Source organism: Lysinibacillus sp. A1 (assembly GCF_000801965.1).
Taxonomy (GTDB): Bacteria; Bacillota; Bacilli; order Bacillales_A; family Planococcaceae; genus Lysinibacillus; species Lysinibacillus fusiformis.
On record NZ_JSZM01000012.1, the window covers coordinates 546,856 to 567,825 of the forward strand.

General features: G+C 38.4%; 19 protein-coding genes and 1 riboswitch. Of the genes, 18 read left to right on the forward strand and 1 reads right to left on the reverse strand.

Features of this window, described 5'->3' with window-relative positions; genetic code table 11:
* Positions 1–69: 69 nt before the first annotated feature.
* The 17 genes from PI85_RS12140 (at position 70) to PI85_RS12220 (ending at position 19,109) form a co-directional block, all read left to right on the forward strand.
* Positions 70–915 carry an ABC transporter permease subunit gene (locus PI85_RS12140; protein ID WP_008178897.1) on the forward strand — a complete coding sequence of 282 codons (846 nt, stop codon included), beginning with the start codon at positions 70–72 and terminating at the stop codon, positions 913–915.
* Positions 912–1,697, forward strand: a complete 786-nt coding sequence (locus PI85_RS12145) for an ABC transporter permease (RefSeq protein ID WP_036124153.1) — start codon at positions 912–914, stop codon at positions 1,695–1,697. The genes PI85_RS12140 and PI85_RS12145 overlap by 4 nt, the downstream gene beginning before the upstream one ends.
* A complete protein-coding gene (locus tag PI85_RS12150; protein ID WP_036124155.1) occupies positions 1,694–2,695 on the forward strand; it encodes an ABC transporter ATP-binding protein in 1,002 nt (333 codons plus the stop codon). Before PI85_RS12145 ends, PI85_RS12150 begins: the two co-directional genes overlap by 4 nt.
* Positions 2,692–3,474, forward strand: a complete 783-nt coding sequence (locus PI85_RS12155; protein ID WP_008178893.1) for a DeoR/GlpR family DNA-binding transcription regulator — start codon at positions 2,692–2,694, stop codon at positions 3,472–3,474. The genes PI85_RS12150 and PI85_RS12155 overlap by 4 nt, the downstream gene beginning before the upstream one ends.
* Positions 3,474–4,484: a histidinol phosphate phosphatase domain-containing protein gene (locus PI85_RS12160; RefSeq protein WP_036124158.1), complete on the forward strand. Its 1,011-nt coding sequence runs from the start codon at positions 3,474–3,476 to the stop codon at positions 4,482–4,484. Before PI85_RS12155 ends, PI85_RS12160 begins: the two co-directional genes overlap by 1 nt.
* A 77-nt stretch (positions 4,485–4,561) precedes the next feature.
* Complete coding sequence (locus PI85_RS12165; protein ID WP_042737542.1) at positions 4,562–5,866, forward strand: hypothetical protein; 1,305 nt, start codon at positions 4,562–4,564, stop codon at positions 5,864–5,866.
* Between the two features lie 182 nt (positions 5,867–6,048).
* Positions 6,049–7,593, forward strand: a complete 1,545-nt coding sequence (gene miaB, locus PI85_RS12170; protein WP_036124164.1) for a tRNA (N6-isopentenyl adenosine(37)-C2)-methylthiotransferase MiaB — start codon at positions 6,049–6,051, stop codon at positions 7,591–7,593.
* Positions 7,594–8,031 (forward strand): RicAFT regulatory complex protein RicA family protein, encoded by a 438-nt coding sequence (locus tag PI85_RS12175; RefSeq protein WP_008178888.1) that lies wholly within the window; start codon positions 7,594–7,596, stop codon positions 8,029–8,031.
* A gap of 133 nt (positions 8,032–8,164) precedes the next feature.
* Positions 8,165–8,821 carry an outer spore coat protein CotE gene (cotE, locus tag PI85_RS12180; RefSeq protein ID WP_225316246.1) on the forward strand — a complete coding sequence of 219 codons (657 nt, stop codon included), beginning with the start codon at positions 8,165–8,167 and terminating at the stop codon, positions 8,819–8,821.
* A 127-nt stretch (positions 8,822–8,948) separates the two neighbouring features.
* Complete coding sequence (mutS, locus tag PI85_RS12185; protein ID WP_036124166.1) at positions 8,949–11,519, forward strand: DNA mismatch repair protein MutS; 2,571 nt, start codon at positions 8,949–8,951, stop codon at positions 11,517–11,519.
* A gap of 15 nt (positions 11,520–11,534) precedes the next feature.
* On the forward strand, positions 11,535–13,397 hold the full coding sequence (gene mutL / locus PI85_RS12190; protein WP_036124168.1) for a DNA mismatch repair endonuclease MutL: 1,863 nt from the start codon (positions 11,535–11,537) through the stop codon (positions 13,395–13,397).
* A 17-nt stretch (positions 13,398–13,414) separates the two neighbouring features.
* A complete protein-coding gene (gene glpK, locus PI85_RS12195; RefSeq protein WP_036124170.1) occupies positions 13,415–14,908 on the forward strand; it encodes a glycerol kinase GlpK in 1,494 nt (497 codons plus the stop codon).
* A gap of 18 nt (positions 14,909–14,926) precedes the next feature.
* On the forward strand, positions 14,927–16,573 hold the full coding sequence (locus tag PI85_RS12200) for a glycerol-3-phosphate dehydrogenase/oxidase (RefSeq protein WP_036124173.1): 1,647 nt from the start codon (positions 14,927–14,929) through the stop codon (positions 16,571–16,573).
* A 3-nt stretch (positions 16,574–16,576) separates the two neighbouring features.
* On the forward strand, positions 16,577–17,494 hold the full coding sequence (locus tag PI85_RS12205) for an alpha/beta fold hydrolase (protein WP_036124176.1): 918 nt from the start codon (positions 16,577–16,579) through the stop codon (positions 17,492–17,494).
* On the forward strand, positions 17,481–18,383 hold the full coding sequence (gene miaA, locus PI85_RS12210; protein WP_036124179.1) for a tRNA (adenosine(37)-N6)-dimethylallyltransferase MiaA: 903 nt from the start codon (positions 17,481–17,483) through the stop codon (positions 18,381–18,383). The genes PI85_RS12205 and miaA overlap by 14 nt, the downstream gene beginning before the upstream one ends.
* Before the next feature lie 97 nt (positions 18,384–18,480).
* Positions 18,481–18,711, forward strand: a complete 231-nt coding sequence (hfq, locus tag PI85_RS12215; RefSeq protein ID WP_025114023.1) for an RNA chaperone Hfq — start codon at positions 18,481–18,483, stop codon at positions 18,709–18,711.
* Between the two features lie 95 nt (positions 18,712–18,806).
* Positions 18,807–19,109, forward strand: a complete 303-nt coding sequence (locus PI85_RS12220; RefSeq protein WP_036124183.1) for a rhodanese-like domain-containing protein — start codon at positions 18,807–18,809, stop codon at positions 19,107–19,109.
* A 49-nt stretch (positions 19,110–19,158) separates the two neighbouring features.
* Here PI85_RS12220 and PI85_RS12225 read toward each other — a convergent pair whose 3' ends face one another.
* Complete coding sequence (locus PI85_RS12225) at positions 19,159–19,554, reverse strand: hypothetical protein (protein WP_036124186.1); 396 nt, start codon at positions 19,552–19,554, stop codon at positions 19,159–19,161.
* 270 nt (positions 19,555–19,824) lie between these two features.
* On the opposite strand from PI85_RS12225, the gene PI85_RS12230 reads away from it, so the two are divergent.
* A complete protein-coding gene (locus PI85_RS12230) occupies positions 19,825–20,679 on the forward strand; it encodes a DMT family transporter (protein ID WP_036124189.1) in 855 nt (284 codons plus the stop codon).
* A gap of 60 nt (positions 20,680–20,739) precedes the next feature.
* A riboswitch (cobalamin riboswitch) is annotated at positions 20,740–20,917 on the forward strand.
* The last annotated feature ends 53 nt before the right edge of the window (positions 20,918–20,970 follow it).

A 20,970-nucleotide genomic window follows, 5' to 3' on the forward strand; every position in this document is an offset into this window, starting at 1 on the left:
TAATAATAGTCGCTCCTTTTAGACTGGAGCGACTATTATCCCCTTGAGCAGCAGTAATTATAGAAAGAAGTGATTGTGTTGATATCGAAGCGGCAATCCATTGCCTGGCTTTCTCCTTTTCTAGTATTACTATTATTATTTTTCCTTGTCCCTTTATTGTATATGCTCATAACTAGCTTTCAAAATAGTGATGGCTTTACGCTGGCACAATACAAGGCGGTCTTTACAAACGGCTATATTCTACAGGGCTTTAAAAATAGTATTACCTTATCCGTCATTTCAGCTATTATCGCGTTAATGGTTACATTGTTCGCGGTCTATGCCATGATGAAGTTCTCTGAGCCAGTAAGGGAGAAAATTTTAATACTAACAAATTTAACATCTAATTTTTCGGGTATTCCATTAGCATTTGCTTTTATCGTGTTACTTGGCAACAGTGGTTTATTTACACTGTTATTTGAAAAATGGGATATTGATGCACTGTCATCATTTTCACTTTATAGTTGGGGTGGCCTTTTATTAATTTATATTTACTTTCAGCTTCCGCTATCGCTTATGCTGTTATATCCGATTTATGATGGAATCCAGCAGCAGTGGAAGGAGGCAGCTGCACTTTTAGGGGCATCCAGTTGGCAGTTTTGGATGAAAATTGGTTTACCAGTTATGCTACCAGGGATTGTCGGAACTTTTAGTGTGTTATTTGCTAATGCTATGGGGGCGTATGCCTCTGCCTATGCGCTGACGAGCAGTAATTATAACTTAGTGGCGATTCGTATTGGCTCATTAATAAAGGGTGATATCTTTGCCCAACCAGAGCTAGCAAGTGCGATAGCGGTCATTTTAGCCGTATCAATGGTAACGGCTATGTTAATTAGTGAGTGGAGCATCTCAAAAACAAGGAGGAAACTTAAATGAAGAAGAGGGGCTTGGCCGATTTATTTTTCCTCCTATTAGTTGGGTATCTTATATTGCCCGTTCTAGCAACAATGCTCTATGCTTTTGCATCAAAATGGAATAAAACGATATTACCTGAAGGATTTACACTAAAATGGTTTGCCGCATTGTTTCAGGATAGTGATTTTATTCAAGCATTTGGACGTTCAGTATTATTAGCAGGAGGTGCTGTTAGTATTGCACTCCTTGTTATTGTGCCAGCCATCTTCGTTATTGTCTTGTATTTTCCTACGTATGAAAAGTGGATACAGATGGCCGTTGTCATGGTTTATTCTTTTCCAGGAATCATTTTAGCGGTAGGACTTATCCGCGTTTATAGTCAAATAGGGATACCGATGATTTTCGTTGTTTTAGGGGCCTATGTTGTTGGCATTCTACCTTATATCTATCAGGGCACACGAAATAGTTTGCGAAATATAGATGCAAGGCAACTTCTTGATGCAGCTCAATTGCTTGGCGCCTCTAAAAGGCAAGCATTCATAAAAATTTTACTGCCTACAGTTTATCCCGGCTTATTTGCAGGTGCGCTGTTATCTTTCTCTGTTTTATTTGGCGAATTTGTCTTAATTAATCTTGTTGTGGGCTCTCGCTTTGAAACCGTTCAAATTTATTTAATGAAAAAACTTAGTGCAAGTGGACATATTGCTAGTGCAGTAGTTTTCATTTATATCGTGCTGATGGGTTTATTAACATTTGTCATTGCAATAGTAACGAAACGATCGAAAGGTGCTACAAATCTATGAGTTATCTTGTTATTGAAGGGCTTCATAAAAACTATGGGTCATCAACTGTTTTATCGAATATTAATATGAAAATTGACAAAGGTGAATTTATTACTTTATTAGGACCAAGTGGCTGTGGAAAGAGTACGATTCTTCGTATTGTTGCAGGCTTAACGGATGCAACGGCAGGCAAAATTTCCATTGAAGGCAAAGATATGAATGGTGTACAACCGAAGGATCGTCAAGTAGGGATGGTTTTTCAATCCTATGCACTTTTCCCGAATATGACCGTGCAAGAAAATGTCGCCTTTGGTTTGCGCATGCAAAAAGAGAATTCAGTTGAGCTAGAACAGCGCGTTCAAGACATGTTGGAGCTTGTTCATTTAAGCGAAAAAAAGCACGCTTATCCGAAAGAACTATCAGGAGGGCAACAGCAACGTGTTGCACTAGCGCGAGCGTTAATTGTCCGACCTAAAGTATTGTTATTAGACGAGCCACTTAGTGCGCTAGATGCTCAAATACGTAAGAAGCTTCAGGCAGATTTACGGACCATTCAACGGAAGCTCAATATGACGATGATTTTAGTAACGCATGATCAGGAAGAGGCCATGGCTGTTTCAGATAGAATATTTGTAATGAATAATGGCAGTATTGCACAAAGTGGGACACCAACTGAGATTTATACAAGACCTAATAATGAATTTATTGCTAATTTTATTGGGCATTATAATGTTTTTTCCCGACAGGTTTTACAGCAAATGCTCGGAGAATCTTTACCAGAGCCATACCGTAAATTTGCGATTCGTCCTGAAGCTTTGCATTTCGATAAAAGAAATGGTGATCTGTGTTTAACAGGGATAGCGAAACAATCATTAATGAGTGGCAATATCATTCGAACAATGTTTGAGGGGGAGGTCTTTTTTACAATGGAGCAGCTGCATCAACAGGGCTATTCAATTGAAATGGGAGCAACCTATAAGTGTTATGTCGCAAAAGAAGATGTGATTGCATTATCATGACTTACGCAAAACTAGAAAGATTCGAATTCATATTAAAACAATTAGAGTGGGAAGGGAAAATAATTGTAGCGAATATTGCTGACGCACTTCAAGTAGCTCCTGAAACAATACGAAGAGACTTTGATGAATTAGAGCAACAGCGTTTATTAACAAGAGTGCATGGAGGAGCTATTAAATATACGAACGTACGCAATGAGCCTGCCTTTTTGCGTAAGCTACAAATGCAGAAAGAGGCTAAGCGTCAAATTGCTCGTATGGCCGCAAAACGGATTAGCGATGGAGATACGATAGCAATTGATACGGGGACGACAACGGTTCATATTGCAGATTTTCTACTAGCTGTTGATGATATAACAGTTGTTACAAACTCAATTGCAGCAGCTGTCCAGTTTAATTTAGCGATAGAGGAAAGACGCATGACTGGGAAGGTTATTTTACTAGGCGGTACTGCGAATCCTCGACAATCCTCTGTCGCAGGAGCAATGACTTTGGAAATGTTAGATAATATGAATTTTGATAAAGCATTTATTTCATGTGGTGGCATTAGTGATGGTGTTGTTTACGATTATGATTTAGATGAATCTCTCATTTCAAAAAAAATGCAAAAGCATAGTAAGGTCAATTATTTATTAGCGGATGCATCGAAAATTAATGGAAAATCATTTTTTCAAATCTGTCATCTTGAAGAATGCACGGAAATTTTTTGTGAAAATACCTGTCCATTAGAATGGCAAGCTTATGAAGAAAAATGGACGGTGTGTAATGGAGGGAAAAGTTAATGACAATTGATTATCATGTACATTTAGAAGAGGGGCCTTATTCATCGCGCTGGCTAGAGCGTACATCACAGGCGCTTGAGTTCTTTCAACATGTGGATGCTACTGCACAAGGTTCAAAGGAGCAGATGATCTTTCAATTACAGAGGTTAACAAAGAGAGTTCAAAATGGCTGCTATAGTGAGGAATGGTTGGATTTATATCTTCAACAAGCAAAGCAGCTTGGTTTACGAGAGGTTGGCATTGTTGACCACTTATATCGTTTTAAGGAGACGCGTGCTTACTTCGAGCGCTTTATGAAATTGGACGATAGTGAGATTGGTCAATTACAGCGATTTTGGCTAGATCGTGTCATGACGGAAAATATCGATACTTTTGTCTCTACCATTCAGCAGGCGAAGGAAAAATGGCACCGAGAAGGCATTGCCTTGAAGCTAGGTATAGAGGCAGATTATTTTATAGGTGGGAAAATGGAGCTAACTTCATTATTAGACGAACATCCGTGGGATTATGTAATCGGTTCAGTTCATTTTGTAGATGGCTGGGGCTTTGATAATCCCCAAACAGAATATCTATTTAAGCAAATGAGTCCACAAGCATTACAAGAAAACTATGAGCGCTTTTTTATGACTGTTGAAAACATGATACAGTCCGAACTATTTGATTTTGTGGCCCATCTGGACAACTTTAAAGTATTTAATTATCAGGTAGAGGATCAGGCATTTCTAAAAGTGTGGTATGAACGTATCGCACAAGCTTTAACGTCAACTGAAACCGCCACGGAGATCAATGCAGGGTTGTATTATCGTTATCCTGTAAAAGAAATGTGCCCTGGCCCTCGCTTTTTACAAACCTTACTTGATTATGGGGTTATTTTTACAGTTTCCTCAGATGCCCATTTTCCTGATGATTTAGGAAAGTATACATTTGCCAATACAGACTTGCTAAAGAGCCATGGGGTTCAATCCATCGTCTCTTTTGAACAACGCATTAAAAAATTTATAGAAATATAGATACGGGAGAAGGCACTAAAGATTTATATTAGTGTCTTTTATTTGTGCTACATATGTCCAATCTAGTTCGCATACAAATGAATAAATTCATTTTTACTAGAGAGGCGATCGAATTGTCATACCTACATGTACAACCATTTTTGCCTATTGTTATACAATCAGGACAGCATGCCTACGGGGTAGCACGTTCATTTTATGAGGCCTATACTATTAAGAGCCTTGTCATCGAGCCAGCTAGAAAGCGGGGGAATTTCCCATCATTTTTCTCCAGTGGTACGCGGGGAATCGCCACGCAAAATAGTGGTATCCTTGACTTTCAATATGTAGAGAATTTAGATGACCCTAATCATTTTGTTCAAGCGCTGTTGACGCTGGCAAAGCAGTTTCAGCATCAACGATTAATTTTATTAGTTTGCGACTGCTTCTACGCAGAGCTGATCATTCAAAATAAAGAGCAGCTAGAAAAATATTTTATTTTACCCTATATCGATCAAGCTTTGCTCAAGAAGGTTCAAACGAAGGAAAAATTTTATCAACTTTGTGACTTGTATAAGTTAAAATACCCTCAAACAGTGACTGTAACAAAGGAACAACAGACAAACTGCTTCATACCATTCCAATACCCAATCATTATTAAACCTTCCAATTCTGTGGCGTACTCTAGCTGCTTCTTTCCTGAGAAGAAAAAAATTTATCTAGTCCATAATGACAGCGAGATGCAACAAATTGTTCGCAGTATTTATCGCTCAAGCTATCAAGATACTTTAATTTTACAAGAGTTTATCCCCGGTGATGATTCGTTCATTCGCGTATTAGACGTGTATGTAGGGAGAGATAAAAAAGTGAAATTGATGTGTTTAAGCAATAAGCTTTTTGAGGACCCCTCCCCGCTAAACAAAGGTATCTCTTTAGCTGTCATGATCGATTATGATGAGCAATTGATGGATACAATCCGGCATCTGTTAGAGGACATCGGTTATACGGGCTTTGCCAATTTTGATATGAAATATGATCCGCGTGATGGGGAGTATAAGTTATTTGAGCTCAATTTACGAGCCGGTTCTTCCAGCTATTATGTAACAGCGAGCGGCCATAACTTCATGCAATATGTAGTGAATGATCATCTATTCCACATCCCGCTTGAACGAACATATGTCCAAACTAAGCATTTGTGGTCACTACTGCCTCCAAAAACTTTATATAAATGTATGGGGAATGAAAAATTAAAAATTGAAGCAAAACGATTAGTGAAACAAGGCCAATATACAAATGCTTTATTTTATAAAGAGGATATGAGTATGAAGCGTTGGGTCAAGCTGAAATTATACAATGGATACTTATATATAAAGCATAGGAAGTATTTTATTGATCGTAACGTTTAGCTCTCTTATTAGATAAGATAAAACTTGAAATTGGACGGATGTATCCTTTCAGCTACTTGTAATTAAGTCGAAACCACGACATTTGAAGCGCAAGCCTTGTAGGAAGTATCAACTATTCAGTATAATAGTAAGATGGAAATTCAAGTGCATGGATTTCGTTTGAAAGGAGTTACCCGATTGCGATGAATGAGGAACAACGCTTAGCTAATCAACAGGTCAATCAACCAAAAAAAGAAGACAAGCCTGAAAAGGATTACAGTAAATATTTTGAGAAGGTCTTTACGGCACCTTCCTTAAAAGATGCTAAAAAACGTGGTAAAGAAGATGTAAAATACCATAAGGATTTTACCATTGACGAACAATTTGCAGGAATGGGTAAAGATCGTACTTTCTACATTCGTACTTATGGCTGCCAAATGAATGAGCATGACACAGAAGTAATGGCTGGTATTTTTATGCAGTTGGGTTACACACCAACTGAAATAATTGAAGAAGCTGACGTCGTCTTGCTGAATACATGTGCCATTCGAGAAAATGCAGAAAACAAAGTATTTGGAGAACTTGGTTTCCTGTTGAAATATAAACGAAAAAACCCAGAGATGCTAATCGGGGTTTGTGGCTGTATGTCGCAAGAGGAGTCGGTTGTAAATAAAATTTTAAGAAGCTATCCACATGTCGATATGGTTTTTGGAACGCATAATATTCACCGCCTTCCAAACATTCTTAAAGAAGCTTATATGTCGAAAGAAATGGTCGTAGAGGTTTGGTCTAAAGAAGGCGATGTGATTGAAAATCTGCCGAAGAAACGTCTTGGTTCCATTAAAGCATGGGTTAATATTATGTATGGTTGCGATAAATTCTGTACGTATTGTATCGTACCCTATACACGTGGAAAAGAGCGGAGTCGTCGTCCAGAGGAGATCATTTCTGAGGTCCGAGAGCTAGCGGCTGCAGGCTATCAGGAGATTATGTTGCTTGGTCAAAATGTCAACGCTTACGGGAAAGACTTTGAGGATATCGAATATCGTCTTGGGGATTTAATGGATGCTTTAAGAAAAATTGATATTCCACGTATTCGTTTTACAACGAGTCACCCTCGAGATTTCGATGATCAACTAATCGAAGTACTTGCAAAACGTGGTAATTTAGTAGAACATATTCATTTGCCAGTACAATCTGGCTCTAATGACATTTTGAAAATTATGGCTCGTAAATATACACGTGAGCATTTCCTGACATTAGTAGAAAAAATTAAAGCTGCAATTCCTGAAGTAACATTAACGACAGATATTATCGTTGGCTACCCAAACGAAACGGAGGAACAATTTGAGGAAACGCTTTCCTTATACCGTGAAGTTGGCTTTGAGGCAGCATTTACGTATATCTATTCTCCTCGTGAAGGGACACCGGCTGCAAAAATGGTCGATAATGTACCTGAAGAAGTGAAAAAGGAACGACTTCAACGGTTAAATGAAGTAGTAGGTGAGTATTCTCGCAAAGCCTTAGAGCGTTTAAATGGTGAGATTGTCGAAGTATTAGTTGAAGGAACAAGTAAACGACGAGATGATGTGCTAGCAGGCTATACGCGAAAAAATCGTCTGGTTAACTTTAAAGCACCAACAGAAGTAATTGGTCAATTAGTAAAAGTTAAAATTATAGAGACTACATCTTATTCACTTACTGGTGAGTTTTTGGAAGTCGTAAAAAATGAAAAGGTGGAAGCGTAAATGACACAAATCTTATTCACAAAAGAAGATTTAATTAAAAAATCACATGAAATTGCACATATGATTGCAAATACACCAGAGGTTGAATTTTTCAAAAAGGCAGAAGCTCAAATCAATGAAAATCAACAAGTGCGTGAACGAATCGCTAGTCTAAAAAGTTTACAAAAACAAGCGGTTAATTTCCAACACTTGGGAAAAGAAAAAGCGCTAAAAATGATTGAAGATAAAATTGCTAAAATCGAAGAAGAAATTAATGACATCCCAGTTGTGCAACAATTTAAAGAATCACAAGGTGATGTAAATGATTTATTGCAATTAGTATCAAATACGATCGCTAATAATGTAACGAATGAAATTATCCGCTCAACAGGTGGCGATGTGCTACGTGGTGAAACGGGTTCATATGTAGACAATTCTCAACCAGGTAGCTGTTCTTAACAGATGATAGAAGTAAAGCTCGAATGACAGCATTCGAGCTTTTTTTATGTTTATTTCTATGGAGGAATGCTCACGCTATAGCAGTCATCTTTCGAAAAGAGTTGTGGAGGAATCATTTAATTCTCTAAAATATATGTTCACCCAATGGGCGCTACCTGCATATGATGGAGTGAAAAGAGTCGAAGGAGGAATTGCGCTGAAACGTTTACGACAAATCGTGACGAAAGCAGTAGTTGCCAAAGGGAAGAAGAGAACGGAAGAGCGTGTAACATTATCACCAACAAATAAACCGACAAGTATTTTAGGGTGCTGGGTAATTAACCATACTTGCTCTGCTAAAAGAGTCGGGAAATTTGTAGAAGTAACAGGGAAATTTGATGTCAATGTATGGTATGCCTATAGTAATCATTCAAAGACAGCTGTGTTTTCGGAAACAATTCACTATAAAGACAAAGTGAAGCTTCACTATCGAGAAGGGGAAATTAGCGTTGGTGATGATGTTCGTGTACGGGTAATACAAGAACCGAATTGTATTGAAGCAGTAATTTCTTCATGTGGGACGAAATTTGAAATTGTAGTAGAACGTGAAGTGGTTGTGGAAGTAATGGGTGAAACAACAATTTGTATTAGTGTACATCCGCTAGATTATGAAGAAGACTGGAGCCTTAATGATGAGAGTTCATCATCATCGTCCTCATCTAGCTCAAGCTCAAGCTCATCGTCAAGCTCTGATGGAGAAGGTAGGTATGTATTAGAGTCGTCATCGTTTCCTGATGAACGACCAAGATAATTTTAGAAACCATCATTTTTCGATACATGCGAAACGCTAGCATCTTAAAAAAGGTGAATGAAGCGTTTCGCATGTATCTTTTGTTATAATAAAACTATCTATAGGTAAGAGCGAGGTAAATATTTATATGACAACATATACACCAATGATGCAACAGTATCTACAGGTTAAAGAAGATTACAAGGATGCCTTTTTATTTTTTAGATTAGGTGACTTTTATGAAATGTTTTTTGAGGATGCCATTAATGCCTCACAAATTCTAGAAATTACGTTAACGAGCCGGGATGCTGGCGCAAAAGAACGAATTCCAATGTGTGGTGTGCCGCATCATTCGGCTAAAAATTATATTGAAACACTTGTGCAAAAAGGCTATAAAGTGGCTATTTGTGAACAAACAGAAGATCCAAAGCAAGCAAAAGGCGTGGTCAAACGTGAAGTGGTTCAACTCATCACACCCGGTACAATTATGGAAGGTAAGACACTTGAAGGGAAATCCAATCATTTTATTGGAGCAGCCGAACAACTGAATGACACAACATTCGGCTATGCATATCTAGATTTATCAACAGGTGAAGCCGTGGCTTCGTCCATTGAAGGTGATGGCAAAGCATTATTAATGCAAATGCAGGCTTATGGTATTCGGGAACTTATTGTAACGGATGGTTTACAGTTATTGTTAGCAGAACATGCTGCAAATGCCGCCATTGTACTATCAGTGGAAGCCGATGAAATGACGGTGGATAAAGCAGCTAGCTATGTAGAAGCTGTTCCACCAGCCCTACAAATTTCATGCCTTCGATTATTGGCCTATATAGATAAAACACAAATGCGTTCGTTATCACATATTCAAGCATTTACGTTTAATGAAATGAAACATTATTTACGCATTGATTCTAGCTCAAAGCGAAATTTAGAGCTCATTCAATCCATTCGCGGTGGAGATCAAAAAGGGACACTGTTATGGTTGCTCGATGATACTGTCACAGCAATGGGTGGCCGTAAATTAAAACAATGGCTACATCAGCCGCTTGCCACACGCTCGGCTATTGAGTCTAGACTAGCGATTGTGACTGATTTATTAGAAGAATATTTTGTTCGAACAGAGTTACAAACTGCTTTAAAACAGGTATATGATTTAGAGCGGCTAGCTGGTCGCGTTGCTTTCGGCAATGTAGGTGGCCGTGATTTAGCGCAATTACGTGATTCGTTGCGCCAAGTGCCAGCTATTCAGCAGCAGTTAATAGGTGCGGGTAAGGAGACACTCCAACAATTAGGGGTAGCTCTCGATACATGTACAGCTGTTGAGGAGCTTTTAGCAAATGCCATAACGGATAATCCACCAATTACCATTAAAGAAGGGGATGTGATTCGAGACGGCTATCATGAACGATTAGACGAGCTTCGATATGCCGCTCGCAATGGTAAGGATTGGATTGCTCAGCTCGAGCAAGAAGAGCGTTTGAAAACAGGCATTAAAAACTTAAAAATTGGCTATAATCGCATCTTTGGTTATTATATTGAAATTACAAAATCTAATATCCATTTAGCGGATTTAACTCGTTATGAGCGCAAACAGACGCTAGCTAATGCAGAGCGCTATATTACACAGGAATTAAAAGAAAAAGAAGCATTGATTTTAAATGCTGAAGAAGAAAGCCTAACACTAGAGTACAACCTATTTGTAGAAATTCGGGATGCATTAAAGGAATTTATTCCACGTGTACAAGCACTGGCAGCGAGCATAAGTGAGTTAGATGTTTTGCTAAGCTTTGCGAGTATCTCAGAAAAATATCGTTTTACAAAACCTCAATTCCATAATGGACGAGCGCTTGAAATCATTGAAGGTCGCCATCCTGTTGTAGAAAAAATGTTGAATAAGCAAATGTATGTACCAAACGATTGTGTGCTAGAAGAACAGAATAATATGATGCTTATTACTGGGCCGAATATGTCTGGTAAAAGTACCTATATGCGTCAGGTAGCATTAATTGTTGTCATGGCACAAATGGGCTGCTATGTACCTGCTGAAAAGGCGAAGCTACCTATTACTGACCAAATTTTCACGCGCATCGGAGCAGCTGATGATTTAGCAGCAGGGCAATCTACATTTATGGTAGAAATGCTTGAATCTCAACACGCCATTATGCATGCTACAAAAAACAGTTTAATGTTATTTGATGAAATAGGTCGTGGTACCTCTACTTATGATGGGATGAGTTTAGCTCAATCCATGATGGAATATATTCATGATAAAATTGGTGCCAATACGTTGTTTTCTACGCATTATCATGAATTAACAGCTCTTGAAAAGGATTTACCACGCTTACAAAATGTACATGTTGCAGCGACCGAAAAAAATGGCATGGTTGTGTTCCTGCATAAGGTGAAAAAAGGTGCTGCTGATAAATCATATGGTATTCATGTGGCACAATTAGCGCAATTACCAGAAGAAATTTTGGCAAGAGCACGTGTGCTATTGGAAAACTTTGAGGCTGGGAACGAAGTAGTGGCTGAAACACAGAAAATAGCAGAACCGCCACTGCAAATGTCCTTATTTACTGAAGAAGAGCCAATTGCACCAGCTGGGGCAGAGGTGTTAAAAAAATTAGAGAAAGTTAATATTTTAGGAACTTCACCGATGCAGGCAATGAATATTTTATATGAGTTGCAGCAAGAGTTATTAAACATGAAAAAATAAAGGAGTGATTCGTTAGTGGGAAACATACAAATTATGGACGAATGGCTCTCCAATAAAATTGCAGCAGGAGAAGTAGTTGAAAGACCAGCTTCAGTTGTCAAAGAGCTAGTAGAAAATGCAATTGATGCGGGAAGTACGTCCATTGATGTTTTTTTACTAGAAGCGGGTCTCACTTCCATTCAAGTAATTGATAATGGTAGCGGTATGGATGAAGAGGATGCCATCATGTCATTCTCTCGCCATGCAACAAGTAAAATCCATCAGGAGCATGATTTATTTCGTATTCGGACATTGGGCTTCCGTGGTGAGGCATTAGCATCTATAGCTTCTGTTTCAAAAATGACTTTAATTACATCGAACGGTGAATCCGGTACACATTTAGAGCTTGAGGGTGGTCATATGTTGACGCATAAGCCCGGCCCTTTACGTAAAGGGACAGATCTGACGGTATCACAATTATTCTTTAACACTCCTGCTCGCTTAAAATATATGAAAACTATTCAAACTGAACTTGGGCACACTATAGACTTAATGAATCGTCTTGCGCTTAGTAACCCTCAAATTGCTTTTCGATTATTGCATAATGGTCAACTATTACTCCAAACAAATGGACGAGGAGATGTGCAACAAGTGCTTGCTGCCATTTATGGAGTACATAATGCTAAGAAAATGGTGTCATTCCAAGGGGAGTCACACGATTATCGCATTTCTGGCTATGTGACCCTACCAGAGGTGACGCGTGCTTCAAAAAATTATATGTCTCTATTCGTCAATGGTCGCTGGGTTAAGCATTATTTAGTACAGAAAGCTATTGTTGATGCCTACCATACGTATTTACCGATTGAACGTTTTCCTATTGTGGTTCTTTATATAGAGGGAGATCCATTTTTGACAGATGTTAATGTGCATCCTGCGAAACATCAAATTCGTTTAAGTAAGGAGCCAGAGCTTTTAAAATTAATCGAAGAAACTATCCGTGAAAGAATACGTAGCGTTATTCGCGTACCACAAATGGAGAAAAAAGAAAAAATTGTAAAACCAGCTACAGAGCAATTAAATATTTGGAAGCCTGCACCTAAGATAGATGTGGAGAAAATGAACGCAATTGTAGAGAAGTTATATGATGTGCAAACTGTTCAAGAAAACAATCGAGAAACTACAGTAGAGCCAGAGCCTGTTTCTACTATTATGGAGGATTACGCGCATCCTACTCCACCATTACAGGCTGAAGAAATAGAAGAAGTAACTGTTGTGGAGCAACATGCGGAATTAGTAGATGAGACGGTTAAGGAACCGTTCCCTGAGCTAGAAGTAGTCGGGCAAATCCATGGCACATACATTGTCGCCCAAATGGAAGATGGTTTTTATTTAATTGATCAACATGCTGCACAAGAGCGCATTAAATATGAATTTTTCCGGGAAAAGGTCGGTCAAGTTAATCCACATGAGCGTCAGGCATTACTGCTTCCACTAACATTCCACTATGCGGCCGATGAGGCACTTTTATTACGAGAACACAAACATGAATTAGAAGCAGTAGGCGTATTTTTAGAAGAATTTGGACAATCTTCTTTTGTTGTACGCGAGCACCCTAGCTGGTTCCCTAAAGGTGAGGAACAGGAAATCATTGAAGATTTAATTGAACAGGTGCTGACGACTAAAAAGGCAGATGTAAAAAAATTACGTGAAGCCGCTGCGATTATGATGAGCTGTAAAAAATCTATTAAGGCCAACTATTATTTAACGAAAGAACAAATGGAAATATTGCTGAGAGATTTACGCAAAGCTGATAATCCATTTACATGTCCACATGGACGTCCAGTGCTCATTCATTTTACATCGTATGAAGTAGAAAAAATGTTCAAACGGGTCATGTAGTGAAAAGGGGGAAAATAATGGGCGAATTTATTTTAGCAATTGATCAAGGCACAACAAGCTCAAGAGCTATCCTATTCAATAAAAAAGGTGAAATTGTTCATGTAGCACAAAAAGAGTTTCAGCAAATTTTTCCGAAGGCTGGCTGGGTAGAACATAATGCCAATGAAATTTGGGGTTCGGTCCTTTCAGTAATTGCAACCGTCTTAACAGAAAGCGGGCATGATGCTAGTGATGTCCATGCTATTGGAATAACGAATCAGCGAGAAACAACCGTAGTGTGGGATAAACATACCGGAAATCCTATTTACAACGCCATTGTCTGGCAGTCGCGTCAAACGCAGGAAATTGTGAATGACCTGAAAGAACAAGGGCATGAGGAGCTTTTTCAGGAAAAAACGGGATTACGACTAGATGCTTATTTTTCAGCCACAAAAATTAAATGGATGTTAGATCATGTAGAGGGCGCCCGTGAAATGGCTGACAATGGAGATTTATTATTTGGCACGATTGATTCTTGGATTGTTTGGCGATTATCAAAGGGAAAGGCCCATGTTACCGATTATTCAAATGCGGCTCGAACGTTACTATACAATATTCATGAATTACGATGGGATGCGGAACTTTGTCAGCTATTAGATATTCCGATGTCGATGCTTCCTGAAGTGAAAAATTCATCAGAAATTTACACTGAAACGGCGGCAAGTATTTTCTTTGGCGAAAAAATTCCGATTGCAGGTATTGCCGGTGATCAGCAGGCGGCACTTTTTGGCCAAACTTGTTTTACAAAAGGAATGGCTAAAAACACTTTTGGTACTGGCTGCTTTATGTTATTGAATACAGGGCAAGAGGCAGTAAAGTCAGAAAATGGGTTATTAACGACAATTGCTTGGGGAATAGATGGTAAGGTGACCTATGCATTAGAGGGAAGTGTTTTCGTAGCAGGCTCAGCGATCCAATGGCTTCGAGACGGACTACGTATGATTCGGACTGCTGAGGATTCAGAAAACTATGCTAAAAAAGTAGCCAATACGGATGGTGTCTATGTTGTACCTGCCTTCGTTGGACTAGGTACACCTTATTGGGATACAGATGCTCGTGGTGCCATTTTTGGTTTAACGCGTGGCACGTCTAAAGAACATTTCATCCGTGCGACACTTGAATCATTAGCCTATCAAACGAAGGATGTACTCGATGCGATGGAGGAAGCAGCCGGTGCACCTATTGAAGTACTCCGTGTAGATGGTGGTGCTGTAAAAAATGAGTTATTAATGCAATTCCAAAGTGATGTTTTACAGTTGCATGTAGAACTGGCAAAGCTCAATGAATCAACAGCACTAGGTGCGGCTTATTTAGCAGGACTTGCTACAAATTTTTGGCCAAATCAAGAGGTTTTATCAGCACTGTGGGTAAATGGTCAAACCTACCAGCCGAAAATGGAAAAAGACCAAGCGACAGCTCTTTATGCCGGCTGGCAAAGAGCTGTAGAGGCAACACGAATTTTTAAATCTTAGCTATTGGGGGAAAAAGGTATGTTTTCATATGAGCATCGTCCAAAAATTTTATATTATTTAGAGCACTATAGTTTTGATGTTTTAGTCATCGGTGGAGGCATTACGGGAGCAGGTATTGCCCTGGATGCTGCCTCAAGGGGATTGTCCGTCGCATGTATCGACATGCAGGATTTCTCTGCTGGAACATCGAGTCGATCGACTAAACTTATCCATGGTGGACTACGATATTTAAAGCAATTTGATGTAGGAGTTGTAGCAGAGGTGGGACGTGAACGTGAAATCGTCTATGACAATGCTGTGCATGTGACAACACCAGAAAAAATGCTTTTGCCTTTATATAAAAAGGGTTCCCTTAGCCCAATGACAACATCTCTAGCCTTAAAAGTTTATGACCGTTTAGCAGGTGTCAAAAAACAGGAACGTAGAACGATGCTAAATGTGCAAGAAACCTTAGCATTAGAACCTTTACTCAATCAAGAAGGACTTGTGGGTGGAGGCTATTATGTTGAATATCGTACAGATGATGCACGTCTTACAATTGAAGTATTAAAAAAAGCTGTTGAATATGGGGCACTTTGTCTTAATTATGCGGAGATGAAGGAGTTTATCTACGATAAGAAAAAGCTTGTTGGCATTAAAGTAGAAGATCATGTAACAGGACGCATGTTGAATGTACATGCTGCACAAATTGTCAATGCTACAGGTCCTTGGGTGGATGATGTAAGACAAAGGGATAAAGTAGCTGATAATAAGCAATTAAGATTGACGAAGGGTGTTCATATTGTCCTGAATCAAAAAGATTTTCCATTAAAGCAAGCAGTTTATTTCGATATTGCTGATGGACGTATGGCATTTGCAATCCCGCGTGATGGTAAAACCTATGTAGGTACAACGGATACTGTTTTTGAGGGCAATCCAGTACATCCTGTTGCAACACAGCAAGATGTGGACTATTTAGTTGAGGCGGCAAAGAAAGTTTTTCCTACCGCCAATATTACAAGAGCTACAATTGAATCATCGTGGGCAGGCGTTCGTCCATTAATTTATGAAAAAGGAAAGAATCCTTCAGAAATTTCAAGGAAAGATGAAATTTGGACGGCTCCAAGTGGTTTAATGACGATAGCAGGTGGCAAGCTAACAGGCTACCGCCAAATGGCAGAAACGATTGTAGATAAAATCGTAAAAACCCGTCGTTATAAGCATGCGAGTGCATCCATCACTCGAGAATTATCACTGTCAGGAGCAAAGGGTATTAACGCCATCAATTTTCCTGATTATATTGCCTATAAAGCTCGAGAGGGTGTTCAGTACGGTTTAAATTATGATGAAGCCAAGCAACTTGTCCAAAAATATGGCACGAATGTGGATGCTTTATTCGATCGTGTAAAATACTTACATGAGCATGGTAGTACAATGCCACTTACTTTACATGCGATGCTATTATATGGCTTAGAAGCTGAAATGGTCTATACTCCAAGTGACTTCTTTATTCGTCGTACTGGCATGCTATATTTTGACATTGAAGCAGTCAAGCTCTATAAGCAACAAGTGCTTCAAGTGATGCAACAACACTTGAATTATACGGAGGAACAACGAAATGCTTATATGGCTGAATTAGATCAAGCCATCATGGATGCCACTATTTTCGTGAAAGAAGGGGAATAAGCGATGGAGCGTTATATTCAAATGTCGGATGGACATTTTGTATTCACACGAACACTAGAATCTAAAAGCCCTTGTATTGGACATATCCATATTTTACACGGCATGGCAGAGCATAGTGGTCGTTATTTAAAATTTGCTCACACTCTTCAAAATGCTGGCTATGTAGTGACGATGCACGATCATCGTGGACATGGTGAAACAGCTGCTTATAATGGAACTTTAGGCTTTTTCGCTGAAAATAACGGCTTTGAACGTGTTGTAGAAGATGCACATGAAGTCATTACTCAATTACATGCACCAGTTGTCGACAAACCGCTCATTATTTTTGGTCATAGTATGGGCTCATTCATTACGAGACGCTATATCCAACGGTATGGGGGACAGGTAGACAATGTTGTGCTCTGTGGAACTGGCAATGTTACAGCCTTACATGCAATTGGTAATATTGTATCCAGGGCTTTAGCAAAAGGTCTTGGTAAAGAGACAGAAAGCAGGCTCCTCAATCAATTAAGTTTTGGTAGTTTTAATAAGCAGTTTCCAAATCCGAAGACTGCCTATGATTGGCTATGCTCCGTACAGGGAGAAGTTCAAAAGTATATAGATGATCCATATTGTGGCTTTATTCCGACCAATCAATTTTTTGTAGATTTGACTACAGGCTTTTCAATATTGAATCGCAAAAAAGAGATTGCCAAAGTAAGAAAGGATCTTCCAATACTTTTGATAAGTGGCAGTCAAGATCCTGTCGGTGAACAGGGACTAGGCGTGTACGCAGTGGCAGAACAATTAGCAACTGCTGGTGTGGCGGATGTCACTGTTTATTTATTTGAAGATAAGAGACATGAAATTTTAAATGAAGACAATCAAGAAGCGGTCTTTCAAGTATTATTACGGTGGTTAAAAAAATATGATAGAAAATAAATTACAGCAGGCAGAGGTTGTAGCAATAGTGGGACCAACTGCTTCTGGAAAAACAGCATTAAGTATTGAACTTGCCAAAAAGTATAATGGAGAGATCATTAACGGTGATTCCATGCAAGTTTATAAAGGGTTAGATATAGGTACGGCGAAAATTACGGAAGAAGAGATGGAGGGAGTCCCTCATCATTTACTAAGTTTTCTGGAGCCGACAGAATCATTTTCAGTGGCCGATTATCAAAAGCTAGTAAGAGCGAAAATTGCTGACATACAAGCTCGTCATAAATTACCGATTATAGTAGGTGGCTCGGGCTTATATGTACAAGCTGTTCTGTTTGATTTTCAATTTACTGATGAAAAAGTGGATGAGGCAGCACGTCAAGCCTATTATGATGAATTAGCGAAGCTTGGTCCTGAGGCCATGCACGATAAATTAAAACAACTAGACCCTCAAACTGCAGAGGCCATTCATCCAAATAATACACGTCGTGTCATTCGCGCATTAGAGATGCTAGAATTAAACGGTGTGTCGAAGGCAGCTGAAGCTCAAAATCGAGGTGAAGTGCCTCTCTATAATCACTTGATCTTAGGGCTAGGTCAAAATATGTCACGAGACGTGCTTTATGACCGTATTAACCGCCGTGTCGATTTGATGATGGAGAATGGTCTTTTAGAAGAGGTCAGAGGGCTATGGCAACAAAATATCCGAGGTGTGCAGTCTATACAAGCCATTGGTTATAAGGAATTATATGATTATTTAGATGGTAAATGTTCGCTAGAAGGCGCTCTTGACAGCTTAAAACAAAACTCTCGCCGCTATGCAAAAAGGCAACTTACTTATTTCCGCAATAAAATGGATGTCCATTTTGTGATGACAGATGAGCAATTATAAAATTAAAGAAAAATTTCTAAAAATTACTAATTGATAAATTGGTAGAACGTGCTACTATAGGAATGAAGAGGTAGAAAGTTAGTAGGGAGGCTATTTGATGAAATCAATCAACTTGCAAGATACGTTCTTGAACCAACTACGTAAAAACAGTGTTTTTGTAACTGTATTTCTATTAAACGGATTTCAGTTAAAAGGGACTGTGAAATCATATGATAATTTTACAGTTTTATTATTGGATGCTGAAAATAAGCAGCACCTGATTTACAAGCACGCCATTTCTACATTCGTTCCAGCTAAACAAATAGAATTTTTAGAGACAGAAGCATAAAAAGATTGTTAAACAGTTAGTGTTCTCCACACTGGCTGTTTTTTTTGCTACAGGCTATAATGATAGAGGAAATAGATATTTGGAGGACGAGTTTGATGAAATCAATGGAAACAACACAATTATTAGAACTATTAGATGCAAATGAAGACCTATATATTATTGATGTACGTGAAGAGGATGAAGTTGCACATGGCATGATTCCTGGTGCTCAGCATATTGCTCTTGGGACAATCCCAGAACGTCTTGAGGAATTAGATGAAACTAAGCCATATATTATCGTTTGTAAGGCTGGTGGCCGTTCAGCTAATGCTTGTTTTTATTTAGAGGCACAAGGATTTGATGTGACAAACCTTGAAGGCGGCATGTTAGCTTACGATGGTGAATTAGAATTTAAATAATGACATAATGAAAAAAGAAAGAGTGTATACTCTTTCTTTTTTCATATGCTTATTTTTGGAGTGAGTCCATGACGAGGCTAAAGTTTTTTTCAAAGTTCATGTACGGGTTCACATTTTTTTGGCCGCGAACCTTTGAAGCATAGCTGGCAAAATTTAAACCAGCACCGTATATTTGTAAAGCGCCATTCGCAAGATCTCCCTTTTGTAAAAGCTCAATGCCATCCTTTAAGAAATTTTCACTCTCATCGAAATGACATTCCGCCATGTATTTATCTCCACTATAAAATAATTTCAAATTTTCCATAATGACATACGCTGTTTCTTCACTGATGGAAGCATCAACATTCATTAATAACTGATTAATCGGTTTCACTAACTGAGCGTAATGACTATCATAATTTTCACAAGTCTCCGCAATCGCGTTTCTTAATTCTCTTGCATTCATTCTAACTCCTCCTAAAAAGAAAATTTTATCCTTACCTATGAAGTAATTAGCGTTTCCTTTTCCCTTTATCTATAAATCGTACTCTGTAATTTTCAGAAATATGTTACAATTATATCGATGAAGGAGGGATTTTGTATGTTTCGTTCAATAGCACCCCCAACAATGTCTTTACAGTAGAATCTACTGTTAAGGCATACAATAACAGTTTGCTCATTTTCAATAGATTCTACTGTGTAGGTTAATACTTATACGTAGAAAGTAGGAATTGTAATGAGCGGAAAATTAGCGTTTGTATTATCCATGATTATTTTTGGTGCAGTTGGTGTTTTTGCCAAGTATATCCCTTTGTCTTCAAGTGAAATCGCTTTTTGGATGAGTTTAATTGGTGCTTGTTTTTTGATAGTGATTTTTATTTTTAAAAAGAAAAGTTTAACGAAAAGAAGTATTCTCAAAAATAAGTGGAAATTAATTCTTTCTAGTGTTGCCTTATGTGGGAATTGGATTTTCTTATTTCAGGCTTATAAAGAAACAACAATTGCTAATGCTGCACTCAGTTATTATTTTGCACCAATACTAGTTATCTGTTTATCTCCAATAATCTTAAAAGAGAAGCTAGTTGGCAGAAAAATACTGTATGTCTGTGTGGCTATTATCGGACTATTTTTGATTGTCCAAAGTCAAGGCACTGGAGACAGTAAACATTTTATTGGTATTGTCTACGGTCTTATCGCTGCATGCTTTTATACAGCTCTAACATTTACAAATAAATGTATATGTGGCTTAAAAGAACCGGAAAATACAATTATTCAACTATCTTTAGCAGCTTTTTTCCTTTGTTTTTATATACTTGGAACAACAGGGTTTCAGGTTATGACACTCAATTTTAAGTCAGTCCTATTATTAATGACATTAGGTATTGTCCATGCAGGGGTTGGATTTTTATTGTTCTTTTGGGGCATGTCAAAGCTGAAAGGGCAAAGTATAGCCATTCTTAGCTATATAGATCCACTGACATCATTAGTCATTTCAACGATGATTATTGGAGAAAAAATGACGCTTCTACAAATAATAGGAGCGGTACTATTATTAGGGTCAACATTGCTAAGCGAGCTAGAAAAAGAATAGGCATACAAAGTATCACATTCAAATATTGACAGAAGAAATATGCTGTCGTAGATTAAAAGTAGTTTAATACAAGCATTAGGTGCCCATTAAGGGAGAATAGGGAATAAAGTGAAAAGCTTTAGCGGACCCGCCACTGTAAAAGGGAGTTTAATAGTGAAGACCACTAGCTCATTGCTGGGAAGGTACTATGAAATGTTGAACTTAAGCCAGGAGACCTGCCTATTTGCTTGAAGAGGATATAGATGATGGAAAAGTCTGTAGTTTATTTGTCATGACAATAAACTACAGGCT

Coding starts and splice junctions, on each gene's coding strand:
- PI85_RS12145 (WP_036124153.1), top strand. CDS start 912: ATGAAGAAGAGGGGCTTGGCCGATTTATTTTTCCTCCTATTAGTTGGG.
- PI85_RS12150 (WP_036124155.1), top strand. CDS start 1,694: ATGAGTTATCTTGTTATTGAAGGGCTTCATAAAAACTATGGGTCATCA.
- PI85_RS12155 (WP_008178893.1), top strand. CDS start 2,692: ATGACTTACGCAAAACTAGAAAGATTCGAATTCATATTAAAACAATTA.
- PI85_RS12160 (WP_036124158.1), top strand. CDS start 3,474: ATGACAATTGATTATCATGTACATTTAGAAGAGGGGCCTTATTCATCG.
- PI85_RS12165 (WP_042737542.1), top strand. CDS start 4,562: ATGAATAAATTCATTTTTACTAGAGAGGCGATCGAATTGTCATACCTA.
- miaB (WP_036124164.1), top strand. CDS start 6,049: ATGAATGAGGAACAACGCTTAGCTAATCAACAGGTCAATCAACCAAAA.
- PI85_RS12175 (WP_008178888.1), top strand. CDS start 7,594: ATGACACAAATCTTATTCACAAAAGAAGATTTAATTAAAAAATCACAT.
- cotE (WP_225316246.1), top strand. CDS start 8,165: ATGTTCACCCAATGGGCGCTACCTGCATATGATGGAGTGAAAAGAGTC.
- mutS (WP_036124166.1), top strand. CDS start 8,949: ATGACAACATATACACCAATGATGCAACAGTATCTACAGGTTAAAGAA.
- glpK (WP_036124170.1), top strand. CDS start 13,415: ATGGGCGAATTTATTTTAGCAATTGATCAAGGCACAACAAGCTCAAGA.
- PI85_RS12200 (WP_036124173.1), top strand. CDS start 14,927: ATGTTTTCATATGAGCATCGTCCAAAAATTTTATATTATTTAGAGCAC.
- PI85_RS12205 (WP_036124176.1), top strand. CDS start 16,577: ATGGAGCGTTATATTCAAATGTCGGATGGACATTTTGTATTCACACGA.
- miaA (WP_036124179.1), top strand. CDS start 17,481: ATGATAGAAAATAAATTACAGCAGGCAGAGGTTGTAGCAATAGTGGGA.
- hfq (WP_025114023.1), top strand. CDS start 18,481: ATGAAATCAATCAACTTGCAAGATACGTTCTTGAACCAACTACGTAAA.
- PI85_RS12220 (WP_036124183.1), top strand. CDS start 18,807: ATGAAATCAATGGAAACAACACAATTATTAGAACTATTAGATGCAAAT.
- PI85_RS12225 (WP_036124186.1), bottom strand. CDS start 19,554: ATGAATGCAAGAGAATTAAGAAACGCGATTGCGGAGACTTGTGAAAAT.
- PI85_RS12230 (WP_036124189.1), top strand. CDS start 19,825: ATGAGCGGAAAATTAGCGTTTGTATTATCCATGATTATTTTTGGTGCA.